The 15,037-nt window shown below is 61.3% G+C and carries 12 protein-coding genes; 8 read left to right on the forward strand and 4 right to left on the reverse strand.

Features of this window, described 5'->3' with window-relative positions; translation table 11 throughout:
• The first annotated feature begins 25 nt into the window (after positions 1 to 25).
• Together M5B96_RS20710 and M5B96_RS20715 are read left to right on the forward strand one after the other, a co-directional pair.
• Positions 26 to 1,756 (forward strand): ABC transporter ATP-binding protein/permease, encoded by a 1,731-nt coding sequence (locus M5B96_RS20710; RefSeq protein ID WP_248798825.1) that lies wholly within the window; start codon positions 26 to 28, stop codon positions 1,754 to 1,756.
• Positions 1,757 to 1,827: 71 nt separating this feature from the next.
• Positions 1,828 to 2,577, forward strand: a complete 750-nt coding sequence (locus M5B96_RS20715) for a FadR/GntR family transcriptional regulator (protein ID WP_248798827.1) — start codon at positions 1,828 to 1,830, stop codon at positions 2,575 to 2,577.
• Between the two features lie 131 nt (positions 2,578 to 2,708).
• On the opposite strand, the gene M5B96_RS20720 is transcribed toward M5B96_RS20715, so the two are convergent.
• Complete coding sequence (locus M5B96_RS20720; protein WP_248798829.1) at positions 2,709 to 2,900, reverse strand: hypothetical protein; 192 nt, start codon at positions 2,898 to 2,900, stop codon at positions 2,709 to 2,711.
• Positions 2,901 to 2,914: 14 nt separating this feature from the next.
• Complete coding sequence (locus tag M5B96_RS20725; protein WP_248798831.1) at positions 2,915 to 4,552, reverse strand: phospholipase; 1,638 nt, start codon at positions 4,550 to 4,552, stop codon at positions 2,915 to 2,917.
• A 225-nt stretch (positions 4,553 to 4,777) separates the two neighbouring features.
• Here M5B96_RS20725 and kdgD point away from each other — a divergent pair, with 225 nt between their 5' ends.
• The 4 genes from kdgD (at position 4,778) to garD (ending at position 10,218) form a co-directional block, all read left to right on the forward strand.
• Positions 4,778 to 5,689: a 5-dehydro-4-deoxyglucarate dehydratase gene (gene kdgD / locus M5B96_RS20730; RefSeq protein ID WP_103494732.1), complete on the forward strand. Its 912-nt coding sequence runs from the start codon at positions 4,778 to 4,780 to the stop codon at positions 5,687 to 5,689.
• A gap of 58 nt (positions 5,690 to 5,747) precedes the next feature.
• Positions 5,748 to 7,193, forward strand: coding sequence for an aldehyde dehydrogenase family protein (locus M5B96_RS20735; protein WP_248798833.1), 1,446 nt, complete (start codon positions 5,748 to 5,750; stop codon positions 7,191 to 7,193).
• 98 nt (positions 7,194 to 7,291) lie between these two features.
• Positions 7,292 to 8,653 carry an MFS transporter gene (locus tag M5B96_RS20740; protein WP_248798834.1) on the forward strand — a complete coding sequence of 454 codons (1,362 nt, stop codon included), beginning with the start codon at positions 7,292 to 7,294 and terminating at the stop codon, positions 8,651 to 8,653.
• A gap of 11 nt (positions 8,654 to 8,664) precedes the next feature.
• On the forward strand, positions 8,665 to 10,218 hold the full coding sequence (garD, locus tag M5B96_RS20745; RefSeq protein WP_248798836.1) for a galactarate dehydratase: 1,554 nt from the start codon (positions 8,665 to 8,667) through the stop codon (positions 10,216 to 10,218).
• Positions 10,219 to 10,375: 157 nt separating this feature from the next.
• On the opposite strand, the gene glsB is transcribed toward garD, so the two are convergent.
• Complete coding sequence (gene glsB, locus M5B96_RS20750) at positions 10,376 to 11,284, reverse strand: glutaminase B (RefSeq protein WP_103494736.1); 909 nt, start codon at positions 11,282 to 11,284, stop codon at positions 10,376 to 10,378.
• 203 nt (positions 11,285 to 11,487) lie between these two features.
• On the opposite strand from glsB, the gene M5B96_RS20755 reads away from it, so the two are divergent.
• The gene (locus M5B96_RS20755; protein WP_100941250.1) at positions 11,488 to 11,775 is read left to right on the forward strand and encodes a PA4642 family protein; all 288 of its coding nucleotides are present in this window, start codon (positions 11,488 to 11,490) and stop codon (positions 11,773 to 11,775) included.
• A 234-nt stretch (positions 11,776 to 12,009) separates the two neighbouring features.
• On the opposite strand, the gene mqo is transcribed toward M5B96_RS20755, so the two are convergent.
• Positions 12,010 to 13,518: a malate dehydrogenase (quinone) gene (mqo, locus tag M5B96_RS20760; RefSeq protein ID WP_248798838.1), complete on the reverse strand. Its 1,509-nt coding sequence runs from the start codon at positions 13,516 to 13,518 to the stop codon at positions 12,010 to 12,012.
• 929 nt (positions 13,519 to 14,447) lie between these two features.
• Between mqo and M5B96_RS20765 the strand changes: the two genes are divergently transcribed.
• Positions 14,448 to 15,032, forward strand: a complete 585-nt coding sequence (locus M5B96_RS20765; RefSeq protein ID WP_248798841.1) for a YajG family lipoprotein — start codon at positions 14,448 to 14,450, stop codon at positions 15,030 to 15,032.
• The last annotated feature ends 5 nt before the right edge of the window (positions 15,033 to 15,037 follow it).

Consider the following 15,037-nt stretch of genomic DNA (forward strand, 5'->3'; position numbering starts at 1 on the left):
TTTCTTACGCCAACCGAGCCTTAGAATGACTAAGAACGCTGAATATTCCGTGGTCAACGATGCAGTAAAAGGGCATTTTTTTCGTAGGGTCTGGCAACTGGCCTCGCCTTACTGGCGTAGCGAGGAGAAGGGCAAGGCCTGGTTGTTGCTGATCAGTGTCGTGGCCCTGTCGCTATTCAGCGTCGGCATTTCGGTCTGGTTCAACAATTGGTACAAGGATTTCTACAACGCCTTGCAGGAGAAAAACAGTGAGGCCTTCTGGCACCTGATCCTGTATTTCTGCGGTATTGCCGCGGTTGCCATCCTCGGGGCGGTCTATCGGCTGTACCTGACCCAGATGCTGACCATCAGTTGGCGCCGCTGGCTGACCGAGCAGCATTTCAAACGCTGGCTCGAACACAAGAACTACTACCAGATGGAGGCGAGCGGAAACACCGATAACCCGGACCAGCGACTGAGCGAAGACCTCAACAGCTTTACCAGCGACACCTTGACCCTGGGCTTGGGGCTGTTTCGCACGGTGGTCAGCCTGGTGTCGTTCTCCATCATTCTCTGGGGGATATCGGGAAGCATCGAAGTCTTTGGCATCAGCATTCCCGGCTACATGTTCTGGTGCGCCTTCCTCTATGCGGTAATCGGCAGTTGGTTGACCCGGGTGATCGGCAGCCACTTGATCCCGCTGAATAATCAACAACAACGCTTTGAAGCCGATATGCGCTTTTCGTTGGTGCGGGTTCGTGAGAACGCCGAAAGCATTGCCCTGTATGATGGCGAGCCCAATGAGAACCAGCGTCTCAGTACACGTTTCGGCAAGGTCTGGTCCAACTACTGGGCGCTGATGCGGGTCACCAAGCGCCTGACGTTCTTCACCTCCGGTTACACTCAAATCGCGATCATCTTCCCCTTCATGGTGGCGGCGCCGCGCTATTTCGCCGGCAAGATCCAGCTCGGTGAGCTGATGCAGATCAACTCGGCTTTTGGCAATGTGCAGGAAAACTTCAGCTGGTTCATCGAGGCTTACTCCACTATCGCGGTATGGAAGGCGACCTGTGACCGATTGCTGAGTTTCCGTCAGGCCATGGACGACAATGAAGGCCGTGCGCCTGCCATTGATGTGCAGAACCAGGGCGAGACATTGCAGGTGAGCAACCTGAACCTGGATCTGGCGGACGGTCGGCATTTGCTGACCGGCGCGAGCATGAGTGTGGCCCCCGGCGAACGCTTGATGCTCAGTGGACGCTCCGGCAGTGGCAAAAGTACCCTGCTGCGCGCCATGGGCAATCTCTGGCCGCGTGGGGCCGGCAGCATTCGCTTGCCGGCCAGTCGTTCGCTGTTCCTGCCGCAGAAGCCCTACCTGCCGATCGGCAGCCTGCGTGAGGTGATGAGTTATCCACAGTCCGGCGATGTCTATCTGGATGAACGCTATCAGGAGGTATTGCACACCTGCCGCCTGCCGCATCTGGTCACGCGACTGGATGAGAGCAATCACTGGCAACGGATGTTGTCGCCGGGTGAACAGCAACGCCTCGGCTTCGCCCGTGCGCTGCTCTATGCCCCGCAATGGCTGTTCCTCGACGAGGCCACTGCGGCCATGGACGAGGAGGATGAAGCCGTGCTGTATCAGGCGCTGATCGATCAGATCCCGGGCTTGAGCATTGTCAGCGTCGGCCACCGCAGCAGCTTGAACAAGTTCCACCCGCGACATCTGCGTATCGAGCGCGGACACCTGGTCATTCAGGCGGCCGTCAGCGCATAGTCAACGGTGATCGTACAACCTGGTTGAGCTATGATGCGCGCTCAGCCGTTCAGCCGAGATAGATGTTCTATATGGAAAACCAGAGCGCCGGGCTTCGCCCGACCCGAAAGCGCCGTAGTCTTGCCCAGGAGTTGGTCACGGTGCTCTCCGAGCAGATCCGCGATGGCCAGCTCAAGCGCGGGGACAAGTTGCCCACCGAGTCGGCGATCATGGAGACCCATGGTGTCAGCCGTACCGTGGTGCGCGAGGCAATCTCGCGCCTGCAGGCGGCCGGGCAGGTGGAAACCCGCCACGGTATCGGCACCTTTGTGCTGGATACGCCGAGCCCCAGCGGTTTTCGTATCGATCCGGCGACGGTGGTGACCTTGCGCGATGTGCTGGCGATCCTGGAGTTGCGTATCAGCCTGGAAGTCGAGTCGGCGGGGTTGGCGGCGCAGCGCCGCAGCGTCGAGCAGTTGGCGGCGATGCGCGCGGCACTGGACGCGTTGAATGAAAGCGCGGCCCATGCCAGCGATGCGGTGGCTTCGGATTTCCAGTTCCACCTGCAGATCGCGCTGTCCACCGGCAACCGTTACTTCACCGATATCATGACTCACCTGGGCACCAGCATCATTCCCCGGACCCGCTTGAATTCGGCGCGGCTGGCCCATGATGACCAGCAGCACTACATGAATCGGCTGGGGCGCGAGCACGAAGAAATCTATGAAGCGATAGCGCGCCAGGATTCCGATGCGGCGCGGGCGGCGATGCGCCTGCACCTGACCAACAGCCGCGAGCGGCTGCGCCAGGCCCATGAAGAGGCCGAGGCGCAGAAGGGCTAGTCAGTGATCAAAGCCTGAAATACGGACATTGTGGGAGCGGAGCTTGCCCGCGAAGCTTTTGGCGGCTTCAAGGCCGCCTTCGCGGGCAAGCACCGCTCCCACACAAGCACCACTCTCACATTGCAGGTGCTCTATGCGCTTTTCAGGAGTGTGCGATCCACACGCACCGCCCATTTTGCTGCTTTTGCCCGCACATCAAACACGACTTTGCCGGTCGCATCCGCCTTCGCCCGGGCAACTGCCACGCCATCGGCCAGCAGTTCCAGCGGCATATCCTTGAGTGACTGAGCGGAAGCCAGTTCGAGTTTTACGGTAAAGGTCATGACTGATCTCCCTGTCACTGATGGTTGTCGATAAAGGTGCCGGCCTGGCCGTCCAACGTGCCGATCAGCTCCGGCGAACCTCCACGGAACTGCCGGAACACATTCCGTCCCGTCGCCCCCACTGAGCCATCCATCGGCACGGTCAAGGTCGGCTGAAAGCGCTCGGTCAGTTCGGCATAGGCCGTCCACGGGCCGATATAGGACTCATCCAGGCTCCTGGTGTAGCTGAAGGCATAACGCACGGCATTGCCCGGCAGCCAGTTGGGTTCGCTGGGAGTTTGGCTCTGCCAGCCATCGACCTTGATCGCCGGCGCCACGCCGGGCGGATTGAGGTAGCCCGTCGGTTTGTTCGGCTGGTAGTCCTTGAGCAGCAGGTAGGTACTCCAACCCCACCAACTGTCGCTCTGGCTGCGCTCGTTGAGGTTGTTGACGTCGTTGCGGCGCAGCACGGTCTTGCCCTTGAGGGCGAACAAGGGGGCGAAATTCAGGCTGTCCTGGCTATTTTCCACCTTCGCCAGGTCAGGCACCGAACGCAGCGCGGCATAGGCTTCGGCGGGGACGACGGCGCCGCTGAGAAACACCGCGAACACCTCATCCACCGATTGCTGCACCGCCTGTTTGACCAGTCGCCGATTGCTGCTGTCCAGCGTGTCGAAGTAGCGCTTGTCACCGTAGCAGTTCCACTTGTCGCCCCGGCCATTGCTGACTTTCAGGCCGAACTTGCTGTCTTCGTCGTGCATGAAGCGAGAGATCAGCGAACCGACGTCGCTGGGTGTCACGCTGTCGGCCAGTTGCTTGCGCGGCACGCGCAGATGACCGCTGGAGAACAGGTCGGTGAGGAAATGATCGGCAAAGGCGTTCATGGCATAAGCCAGTTCCAGGTCCTGGTCGGCACCGCTCTTGTGGGCCAGGACCGCCTGTTGCAGAGCGGCGGCGTGGCCGGCCTGGTAGGCCAGCAAGGCCCACTCGCCGAAGTGGTCCCAGTTGCTCGCGGCCAGTTTCAGGTAGCGGCCGAGGGGGAACAGCGGCGAGGCAAAGCTGCCGCCTCCGGTGATCTTGTTCCACTCGCCGGACAGGCTATCGCCCAGTTCGTCGTAGGCTTCATGAGGTTGCTTGCCGTCCTTGATCGCCTGGTTGGCGGCGTTGATCTCGGTTTTCATCACCTGGAGGATTTTCTGCGCTTCCTCGCGGGAAGCGGGCAGCACCGCCAGCGAGTTGAAGGCTGCGGTAAAGCGCGCCTGACGGTCCGCCGGGGTGCCGCCATCGGCGATCGGCCGGTCCGGGATACCGTAGAAGTCGCCGCCCAGGGCGACGATCTGGCCGTAGGTCAAGGCCAGGCCGTTGGTCAGATGGAGTTCGACCTGCCAGGCCGGAATGGCCGGTGCGTCCTTGGCAAAACGCAGCAGGGCGCTGTCGCCGATGGCGCTGTGTTCGCCGCCTTCGAAGCGTGCCTGTGGCTTGCCCTTGAGTGCGCTGTCGAACGCTGTTGGTTGGTGATACTTGAGAGTGTGGTGACCTTCGGCGAGAAGGATCAGCGCCGCGCCATCGCCCGGAATGGCAATACCTTGTTCAGTGAAGAGGCTGTCCAGTTCGGCAATGACCTTGCCGTCGTGCAGCAGGAAATCCCGCGCGCGTTGTTGAGTGGCTGACATGTCTGGCTCCTTGATATGTCGTCTTTTTCGTTCAAGCTAGCTGTATGTATATACAGTTAAAATTGATCTTAGATGAAAAATTTCCTACGTCAAGGAGGGAAAACTTGTGGGATCTGTTGAGCGATTCCTGTTGACCTTTGTTATTTAAGTTGTACGATGACGTACGACATCAGCCAGCCTGCGCTGTCTCTTTCATCACAACGTGCTTTCCAGGGTGTTCGAATAATGAATCCACAAGAACTGAAGTCCATCCTCTCTTCCGGTCTGCTGTCCTTCCCGGTGACCGATTTCAATGCCCAGGGCGATTTCCATCGCGCCGGCTACGTCAAGCGCCTGGAATGGCTGGCCCCTTACGGCGCCACCGCGCTGTTTGCTGCCGGCGGTACCGGTGAGTTCTTCTCCCTGGCGGCCAGTGAATATTCCGAAGTCGTCAAAACCGCCGTCGATACCTGTGCCGGCAGCGTGCCGATCCTCGCCGGTGTCGGTGGTGCGACCCGCCAGGCCATCGAGTACGCCCAGGAAGCCGAACGCCTGGGGGCCAAGGGCCTGCTGTTGCTGCCGCACTATCTGACCGAAGCCAGCCAGGAAGGGGTTGCCGCCCACGTTGAAGCGGTGTGCAAGTCGGTGAAGATCGGGGTGGTGGTGTACAACCGCAACGTCTGCCGCCTGACTGCTCCTCTGCTGGAACGTCTGGCCGAGCGCTGCCCGAACCTGATCGGCTACAAGGATGGCCTTGGTGATATCGAACTGATGGTGTCGATCCGTCACCGTCTCGGTGATCGTTTCAGCTACCTCGGCGGCCTGCCCACCGCGGAAGTCTACGCCGCGGCCTACAAGGCCCTGGGTGTACCGGTCTACTCCTCGGCGGTGTTCAACTTCATCCCGAAAACCGCGATGGATTTCTACCACGCCATTGCCCGGGACGATCACGCCACCGTCGGCAAGATCATCGACGACTTCTTCCTGCCGTATCTGGATATCCGCAACCGTCGCGCCGGCTACGCTGTGAGCATCGTCAAGGCCGGGGCGAAGATCGTCGGTTATGACGCCGGCCCCGTGCGCACGCCGCTGACCGACCTGCTGCCGGACGAATACGACGCCCTGGCCGCGCTGATTGACAAGCAAGGCGCACAGTAAGAGCGAACAAACCAGGCCGCTGAGCAATCAGCGGCTTTTTCGGTTCAGGAGGTTTTCCGTGGCAGATGCAAAACGTTTCGACAACTACATCGGCGGCCAGTGGGTCGCCGGTGCCGAGTACTCGGCCAATATCAACCCGTCGGATTTGTCCGATGTCATTGGCCAGTACGCCAAGGCTGACCTGGCCCAGGTACAGTCGGCCATCGACGCCGCCCGTGAGGCCTTTCCCGCCTGGTCCACCTCCGGCATCCAGGCCCGTAGCGATGCGCTGGACAAGGTCGGTTCGGAAATTCTCGCCCGTCGTGAAGAGCTGGGAAACCTGCTGGCCCGGGAAGAGGGCAAGACCCTGCCCGAAGCCATTGGCGAAGTCAGCCGCGCCGGTAATATCTTCAAGTTCTTCGCCGGCGAATGCCTGCGTCTGTCTGGCGACTACCTGCCGTCGGTGCGACCGGGCGTCAATGTTGAAGTGACCCGTGAAGCGCTGGGCGTGGTCGGCCTGATCACCCCGTGGAACTTCCCGATCGCGATTCCGGCCTGGAAGATCGCCCCGGCCCTGGCCTACGGTAACTGCGTGGTGCTCAAACCGGCCGAACTGGTGCCGGGTTGTGCCTGGGCCCTGGCGGAAATCATTTCCCGCGCCGGCTTCCCGGCCGGTGTGTTCAACCTGGTGATGGGCAGCGGCCGGCTGGTCGGTGACGCCATGGTCAACAGCCCGAAAGTCGACGGTATCAGCTTCACCGGCTCGGTTGGCGTCGGTCGGCAGATCGCGGTCAACTGTGTGTCACGCCAAGCCAAGGTGCAGTTGGAGATGGGCGGCAAGAACCCGCAGGTCATCCTCGATGACGCCGACCTCAAGCAGGCCGTCGAGCTGGCGGTGCAGAGTGCGTTCTACTCCACCGGCCAACGCTGCACGGCGTCCAGCCGCTTGATCGTTACCGCCGGGATTCACGACAAGTTCGTCGAAGCCATGGCCGAGCGCATGCGTTCGATCAAGGTCGGCCACGCCCTCAAGAGTGCTACCGACATCGGTCCGGTGGTGTCCCAGGCGCAACTGGAGCAGGATCTGAGCTATATCAACATCGGCCAGTCCGAAGGCGCACGGCTGGTCTCCGGCGGCGGCCTGGTGACCTGCGATACCGAAGGCTATTTCCTCGCGCCGACATTGTTTGCCGACAGCGAAGCCTCGATGCGCATCAGCCGCGAAGAGATCTTCGGCCCGGTGGCCAATATCGTCCGCGTCGCCGATTACGAAGCCGCGCTGGCCATGGCCAACGATACCGAGTTTGGCCTCTCCGCCGGTATCGCCACGACCTCGCTGAAGTATGCCAACCACTTCAAGCGTCACTCCCAGGCCGGGATGGTGATGGTCAACCTGCCGACCGCGGGCGTGGATTATCACGTGCCGTTCGGTGGGCGCAAAGGTTCGTCCTACGGCTCCCGTGAGCAGGGTCGCTACGCCCAGGAGTTCTACACCGTGGTCAAGACCAGCTACATCGGTTCGTAACCCGCTTTACCCGCACGGGGCCCTTGCCTGAAGCCCCGTGCGGTACATAACTGAATGTTTTACCCGCGTAAAAAAATAAAGAGTGGGAGTACATCTACATGCAAGCGACCAAGCAGACACACGTCCGCTATTTGATACTGTTCATGCTGTTCCTGGTGACCACGATCAACTACGCCGACCGTGCCACCATCGCCATTGCCGGCTCCAGCCTGCAAAAAAGCCTCGGCATCGACGCCGTCACCCTCGGTTATATCTTCTCCGCCTTCGGCTGGGCCTATGTGCTCGGGCAGATTCCCGGCGGCTGGCTGCTCGACCGTTTCGGCTCGAAAAAAGTCTATGCCCTGAGCATCTTCACCTGGTCGCTGTTCACCGCGCTGCAAGGTTATGTCGGCGAGTTCGGCGTCTCCACCGCGGTGGTCGCGCTGTTCATGTTGCGCTTCCTGGTGGGCCTGGCCGAAGCGCCATCCTTTCCCGGTAACGCCCGTATCGTCGCGGCCTGGTTCCCCACGGCCGAACGCGGTACCGCCTCGGCGATCTTCAACTCCGCGCAATACTTCGCCACCGTGCTCTTCGCACCGCTGATGGGCTGGATCGTGTTCAGCTTCGGCTGGCAGCACGTGTTCCTGGTGATGGGCGCCCTGGGCGTGGTGTTTTCGCTGATCTGGCTGAAAGTTATCCACAGTCCGCGCCAGCACCCGATGATCAACGACGCCGAGTTCAACCATATCGCCGAAAACGGCGGTATGGTCGACATGGACCAGGGCAAGGCCGCCGGTGGCGGTCCGAAATGGGACTACGTGCGCCAACTGCTGACCAACCGCATGATGCTCGGCGTCTACCTGGGCCAGTACTGCATCAACGGCATCACCTATTTCTTCCTGACCTGGTTCCCGGTGTACTTGGTGCAGGAACGCGGCATGACCATCCTCAAGGCCGGCTTCATCGCCTCCTTGCCGGCGATCTGCGGCTTTATCGGTGGTGTGCTGGGCGGGATCATCTCCGACTACCTGCTGCGTCGCGGCCACACCCTGACGTTTGCCCGCAAGGCGCCGATCATTGGCGGCCTGTTGCTCTCGACCACCATCGTCGCCTGCAACTATGTGGACATCGAATGGATGGTGGTGGGCTTCATGGCCCTGGCCTTCTTCGGCAAGGGCGTCGGCGCGCTGGGTTGGGCAGTGGTTTCCGATACCTCGCCGAAGCAGATCGCCGGCCTGAGTGGCGGCCTGTTCAACATGTTCGGCAATATCGCTTCCATCACCACGCCGATCGTGATCGGCTACATCATCAGTTCCACCGGTTCGTTCAAGTGGGCCCTGGTGTTTGTCGGCGCCAACGCGCTGTTGGCGGTGATCAGCTATGTGGTGATCGTCGGTGAGATCAAGCGCGTCGAACTGCGCGAGCCACCGGCCGGCCCCAAGCATAGTAACGAGCCCCGTCTGTCCCAAGCCCATTCCTGAGGAGCGGCGTCATGCAGTTGATTGAACATTCCGACTCGCCGCGCTACATCCGCCTGCACGAGCGGGACAATGTAGTGATCGTGGTCAATGACCAGGGCGTGCCGGCCGGTACCGCGTTCGCGGACGGCCTGGTGACCCGCGAGCACATTCCCCAGAGTCACAAGGTGACGCTGGTGGATATCGCCGAGGGCGGCGAAGTGATCCGCTACGGCCAGGTCATCGGTTATGCGTTGCTGCCGATTCCCCGGGGCAGTTGGGTCAAGGAAGATCAACTGCGCATGCCGACCGCGCCGCCGCTCGACAGCCTGCCGCTGTCCACCGATGTGCCGGCGGCCCAGGCGCCGCTTGAGGGCTTCACCTTCGAAGGTTATCGCAATGCCGACGGCACCGTCGGCACGCGCAATATCCTCGGCATCACCACCACGGTGCAGTGCGTCACCGGTGTGCTGGACCATGCGGTCAAGCGCATCAAGGACGAGCTGCTGCCCAAGTACCCACATGTCGATGACGTGGTGGCGTTGACCCATAGCTACGGTTGCGGCGTGGCAATTACCGCGACCGATGCCTATATCCCGATCCGTACCGTGCGCAACCTGGCCCGCAACCCGAACCTGGGCGGCGAAGCCTTGGTGATCAGCCTGGGCTGCGAGAAGTTGCAGGCCGGGCAGGTGATGCACGAGGGCGACAGTTCGGTGGACCTGAGTGAGCCGTGGTTGTATCGGCTGCAGGATTCCAGCCACGGGTTTACCGAGATGATCGAGCAGATCATGGCGTTGGCGGAAATCCGTTTGAAGAAGCTCGATCAGCGGCGTCGGGAAACCGTGCCGGCGTCGGAGCTGATCCTCGGCATGCAATGCGGTGGCAGCGATGCGTTTTCCGGGATCACCGCCAACCCGGCCTTGGGGTATGCGTCTGACCTGTTGTTGCGGGCCGGGGCGACGGTGATGTTTTCCGAAGTGACCGAAGTGCGCGATGCGATCTACCTGCTGACTTCGCGGGCGGAGAGCCTGCCGGTGGCCGAGGCGCTGGTGCGCGAGATGGACTGGTACGACCGCTACCTGGCCAAGGGCGAGGCCGACCGCAGCGCCAATACCACGCCGGGGAACAAGAAGGGCGGGTTGTCGAATATCGTCGAGAAGTCCCTGGGTTCCATCGTCAAGTCCGGCAGCAGCGCGATCAACGGTGTGCTCGGCCCGGGCGAGCGTTTCACGCGCAAGGGCCTGATCTTCTGCGCGACGCCGGCCAGTGACTTTGTCTGCGGCACCTTGCAACTGGCGGCCGGGATGAACCTGCATGTGTTCACCACCGGGCGTGGCACGCCTTATGGGCTGGCGATGGCACCGGTGGTCAAGGTTTCGACCCGTACCGAGCTGGCCCAGCGCTGGCCGGACCTGATCGACATCGATGCCGGGCGGATTGCCACGGGGCGGGCTTCCATCGAGGACCTGGGTTGGGAGTTGTTCAACTACTACCTGGATGTCGCCAGCGGGCGGAAAAAGACCTGGGCCGAGCAGCACAAGCTGCACAACGACATTACCTTGTTCAATCCGGCGCCGATTACCTGAGTCTCAGGGCCGGCACCGGATCTTGCGGGTGCCGAGGTCGTGTGGGAGCGGAGCTTGCCCGCGAAAGGGTCCCTGAGGGCGCCAAAAGCTTCGCGGGCAAGCTCCGCTCCCACATACATCGCATTGCCACACAAACCGGTCTCCACAAAGTTTGTGATCAGAACACCGACCAACCAATCCGCTCGCTCAGCAGTTCCAGCGCTGCCATCCCCACCAGCGAGTTGCCGGCCACATTCAGCTCCGGTGCCCAGACGCACACGGTAAAGCGCCCCGGCACCACCGCGACAATCCCGCCACCCACGCCGCTCTTGCCCGGCAAACCGACCCGATAGGCAAAGTTCCCGGCCTCGTCGTACAGCCCGCTGGTGGCCATGATCGAGTTGACCTGCTGGGTCTGGCGCCGGGTCAGGATCTGTTCGCCGCTGTGCTTGCAGAACCCGTCGTTGGCCAGGAAGCCGAACGCCCGCGCCAGGTCGATGCAGTTCATACGCAGGGCACAGTGACTGAAATAGCTGCGCAGGACGGCTTCCACATCGTTGTGAAAGTTGCCGAACGACTGCATCAGATAGGCCATGGCCGCGTTGCGTGCCCGGTGCTGGTATTCCGACTCGGCCACCTTGCCGTCGACCATGACCTGCATATTGCCCGACAGGCGCCGGGCAAAATCGCGCATCGACAGCGCCGGAGCGGCGAAGCGCGATTGATTGATGTCGCAGATCACCAGGGCCCCGGCATTGATAAACGGGTTACGTGGACGGCCGCGTTCGAACTCCAGCTGCACCAGCGAGTTGAACGGCTGCCCGGAGGGTTCATGGCCCAGCCGTTCCCAGATCGCCTCGCCGGAGTGGTTGATCGCCTGCACCAGGCTGAAGACCTTGGAAATACTCTGGATCGAGAACGGTGTCTGCGCGTCGCCGGCACAGAACATTTCGCCGTCATTGCCATACACGGCAATGCCCAGTTGATTGGCCGGCACATCCGCCAGCGCCGGAATGTAATTGGCCACCTTGCCCTGGCCGATCAATGGCCGGACTTCATCGAGGATCTCGTTCAACAGCGCTTGCATGCTCGGGCTCGCAGTCACTTCCCGCCGGGTTGCGGGGCTACATGCTGCTAGACGCTGCGTGCGGGCTTCGGAGCACAGTTTTTACTGTCAGGTTTGCTTCGTTGGCAGACGTATGGAGCGGATCAGTTAGTACTCGTTGAGACCGGAGCAGAGGCGGGGGTAAACTGCCTGCCCCGTGTAATGTCTGTTGGCTGGAGCCGGTAATGCGCAAAGATAAGAAACAGGTGATTGGTGACGAGATCGGCGATGCGCAGATCAAGTTGTTTCTCGATTTCGAGCCGGTCGACGCCACTTCGCCGTCCCTGCACAAACTGATCAAGGCCTACCGCGGCCTGCGTATCGACGATTTCGAGCGCTTCCTGGGGTTCTTCAAGGAAGCCGGTTACGACCTCGATGGCAAGGACGAGCACGGCCAGGACTTCGTGAGCCTGATCCGCGATCAGCGCAACGCTGGCGACTATATCGAGCTGATCGATAACGCTCGCGGCTGATCCGAACCTTTGTGGCGAGCGAGCTTGTTGTGGCGAGCGGGCTTGCCCGCGCTGGGCTGCGAAGCAGCCCTAAAGCCAGCGACCTCATAGTGTCAGGCAGAACGCAATCACAGGTTTTGCGACTGCTTCGCAGCCCAGCGCGGGCGAGCCCGCTCGCCACTTTTTGCGGTTCTGATCCATAAAAAACGCCCCGCTCTTCAACCGAAGGGCGGGGCGTTTTTGTCAGCGATCAGCTCAAGCGTAGCTTTCGGTCTCGCTGCTCGGCTCAACCAGTTCCAGACGCAGGTTGTTCTGTGCGTTGATCTGGTGATACAACTGCGCATCCGTCTCCAGGACCTTTTCCCGTGCCGGGAAGATCTCATGGAGCTTGGTCGCCCACTCACCCTTGGCTTTTTCCGGGAAGCAGCGTTCGATCAGTTCGAGCATGATCGACACCGTTACCGATGCGCCCGGCGAGGCGCCGAGCAGGGCGGCCAACGAGCCGTCCTTCGCCGCCACCAGTTCGGTACCGAACTGCAGGACGCCGCCTTTCTTCGGGTCCTTCTTGATGATCTGCACCCGCTGGCCGGCCGTTTCCAGGCGCCAGTCCTCGGCTTTCACCTCCGGATAGAAGCGGCGCAGGGATTCCAGGCGCTGTTCCATGGACTGCATCACTTCGCTGATCAGGTACTTGGTCAGGTCCATGTTGTCGCGGGCCACGGCCAGCATCGGGCCGATGTTGCCGGCACGTACCGAGAGCGGCAGGTCCATCAGCGAACCGTGCTTGAGGAACTTGGTGGTGAAACCGGCATAAGGCCCGAACAGCAGGGATTTCTGGCCGTCGACCACACGGGTGTCCAGGTGCGGCACGGACATCGGCGGCGAACCCACGGCAGCCTGGCTGTAGACCTTGGCCTGGTGGTGCTTGACCACTTCCGGGTTGTCGCAACGCAGCCACTGGCCGCTCACCGGGAAACCGCCGAAGCCTTTGCTTTCCTCGATACCCGACGCTTGCAGCAACGGCAACGCCGCGCCGCCGGCGCCGAGGAAGACGAACTTGGCATCGACGTCACGGCTGTTGCCGCTGTTCACGTCCTTGATGCTCACGGTCCAGCCGGTGCCGTTGCGCTTGAGGCCGGTGACGCGCTTGCAGTACTTGACCTGGGCGTCGGGCGCACTGGTCAGGTGCTTGAGCAACTGATTGGTCAGGGCGCCGAAGTTGACGTCGGTGCCTTTCATCACGCGGGTCGCGGCAATCGCCTCGTCGGCCGTACGACCCGGCATCATCAGCGGCATCCACTCGGCCATCTTCGCGCGGTCTTCGGTGTATTCCATCTCGGCGAAGGCGTGGTGCGGATGCAAGGTTTCAAAGCGCTTCTTGAGGAAGGCCACGCCCTTGTCGCCCTGGACGAAGCTCAGGTGCGGCACCGGACTGATGAAGGACTTGCACGAACCGAAGGTGCCTTTCTGCGCCAGATAGGCCCAGAACTGCTTCGACACCTCGAACTGGGTGTTGATGTGCACGGCTTTCTTGATGTCGATGGAGCCGTCAGCCGCCTGCGGCGTGTAGTTCAGCTCGCACAGCCCGGCATGGCCGGTACCGGCGTTGTTCCACGGGTTGGAACTCTCCGCGGCACCGGAATCCATCAGCTCGACGACTTCCAGCTTGATCGTCGGGTCGAGCTCCTTGAGCAGCACCGCAAGGGTGGCACTCATGATGCCGGCCCCAACCAGGACCACATCAACTGCTTCGTTATGCGCCATTAACGCGTCTCCAAAATCTGCAGCACCACATTGACGGCATGGCTGCCGGGCATGGGCGGGGCTCGTTTGACGTTAGCCCAGCAATGACCCGACCAGGATGGCCATGTCCGATTCTTCGCAATTTCTTGCAACTTCAGCGGACGCTGCCGGTGGGCCCAAGGTGCGTATGAACGCATGTGCGGGCAACACGGGCAATTCGACTTATGGTCAAGAGCGTCCGATTCGTGCAACCAAATCCGTAAGCGAACAGGCGTCAAGCACCTGTCGGGGTGTATCGGGTCCTGTGTGATGAGGCCGTTGGGGACGCTGATGGTGCCTGTTCAGACGCGAAACTATTCATTTGTTCGCCACACTCTCGTGAAGTTGTGAAAACCCGTTTTTTCACGCTCTTTTGAAGACGTGAACCTCAAAAAAGGGCTGCCGCGGTCTGTCACCGGGCCCGCGGTGCGAATACCCGCCGGGAAGGGCAGGCGGCACGGGCCAACAACTCAGTGAGCGAGCACAAGGGCAGCTCTGGCAGATTCGCTGAAAACGGTGGTTTGCGCAGGTAACGGCAAGCTCGCCGGCTTCACTCGATCTGTGTGGGCGGCTCTCTGTGGGCAGTACGAAGGTGCCGATGCAAGCGCATTGGCGGTGCTGCGAGGCCCGATCAGGAGACGTCCTTATAATCGGGGGGAGATTGTAACTAAGAAACGCGGAAAAATGGTCGTGTTTAATGACTTTTATTCGACATCTGGTCAGATGCCGGGCAGCGGCGTCGATCAGCGGCTGTGCGCGGGGGCGCTGGCCGGTGTGACAGGCATGTGACGGGAACGCTGGCTGGGCGTACTGGTCAGACTTTTCAGCAAGCACTGGTGGCGCTGGTGAGCGACGCCCGGGCCCCGCTATACTCAGCGCCTGAATGATGCCTGGTCCTTGGAGAGATGAGCATGTTGCAACGCCTGTTGTTCGGTTTGATCACTGTAACCAGTTTGACGCTTGTCGGCTGTGCCAACAGCCCGCAACAACTCAGCCCGCAACCCACGCTCACCACTCAGTTGGCGCCGGTCGGCCATGGTCAGCCGGTGGTGGTGCGGGTGGTGGACGGTCGTCGTTCGCCGGTGTTGGGCACGCGGGGCGGCCTGTACCCTGAAACCAGCGCGATTACCGTGCAAGGGGCCGACCTGGTCCCGAAACTGCAGGCCCAGGCTGATGCGGCGGTACGCCTGCTGGGCTTTACCCCTTCGCCCAATGCCATGAATGCGCCGACCCTGACCGTGACCTTGTCCGATCTGACCTACCAGTCGCCGAAAGAGGGTGTCTATGTGACCGAGGCGACCATCGGCGCCAACTTCCGTTCTGACGTGACCAATGCCAACCGTCGTTACAGCGGTAGCTACGGGGCGTCGTTGAACCAGCGCTTCGGCATGGCGCCGAACGAAGAGGCGAACACCAAGTTGATCAGCGACGTGTTGAGCGATGCGCTGACCCGGGTGTTCAAGGACCCGAAAATCGGCCAGGTACTGGGCGAATAACCCGT

Source organism: Pseudomonas sp. MWU13-2105 (genome assembly GCF_023242315.1).
Lineage (GTDB): Bacteria > Pseudomonadota > Gammaproteobacteria > Pseudomonadales > Pseudomonadaceae > Aquipseudomonas.

Excerpts from the sequence above, each read along its gene's own strand:
- M5B96_RS20710 (WP_248798825.1), top strand. The coding sequence starts at position 26 with ATGACTAAGAACGCTGAATATTCCGTGGTCAACGATGCAGTAAAAGGG.
- M5B96_RS20715 (WP_248798827.1), top strand. The coding sequence starts at position 1,828 with ATGGAAAACCAGAGCGCCGGGCTTCGCCCGACCCGAAAGCGCCGTAGT.
- M5B96_RS20720 (WP_248798829.1), bottom strand. The coding sequence starts at position 2,900 with ATGACCTTTACCGTAAAACTCGAACTGGCTTCCGCTCAGTCACTCAAG.
- M5B96_RS20725 (WP_248798831.1), bottom strand. The coding sequence starts at position 4,552 with ATGTCAGCCACTCAACAACGCGCGCGGGATTTCCTGCTGCACGACGGC.
- kdgD (WP_103494732.1), top strand. The coding sequence starts at position 4,778 with ATGAATCCACAAGAACTGAAGTCCATCCTCTCTTCCGGTCTGCTGTCC.
- M5B96_RS20740 (WP_248798834.1), top strand. The coding sequence starts at position 7,292 with ATGCAAGCGACCAAGCAGACACACGTCCGCTATTTGATACTGTTCATG.
- garD (WP_248798836.1), top strand. The coding sequence starts at position 8,665 with ATGCAGTTGATTGAACATTCCGACTCGCCGCGCTACATCCGCCTGCAC.
- glsB (WP_103494736.1), bottom strand. The coding sequence starts at position 11,284 with ATGCAAGCGCTGTTGAACGAGATCCTCGATGAAGTCCGGCCATTGATC.
- M5B96_RS20755 (WP_100941250.1), top strand. The coding sequence starts at position 11,488 with ATGCGCAAAGATAAGAAACAGGTGATTGGTGACGAGATCGGCGATGCG.
- mqo (WP_248798838.1), bottom strand. The coding sequence starts at position 13,518 with ATGGCGCATAACGAAGCAGTTGATGTGGTCCTGGTTGGGGCCGGCATC.
- M5B96_RS20765 (WP_248798841.1), top strand. The coding sequence starts at position 14,448 with ATGTTGCAACGCCTGTTGTTCGGTTTGATCACTGTAACCAGTTTGACG.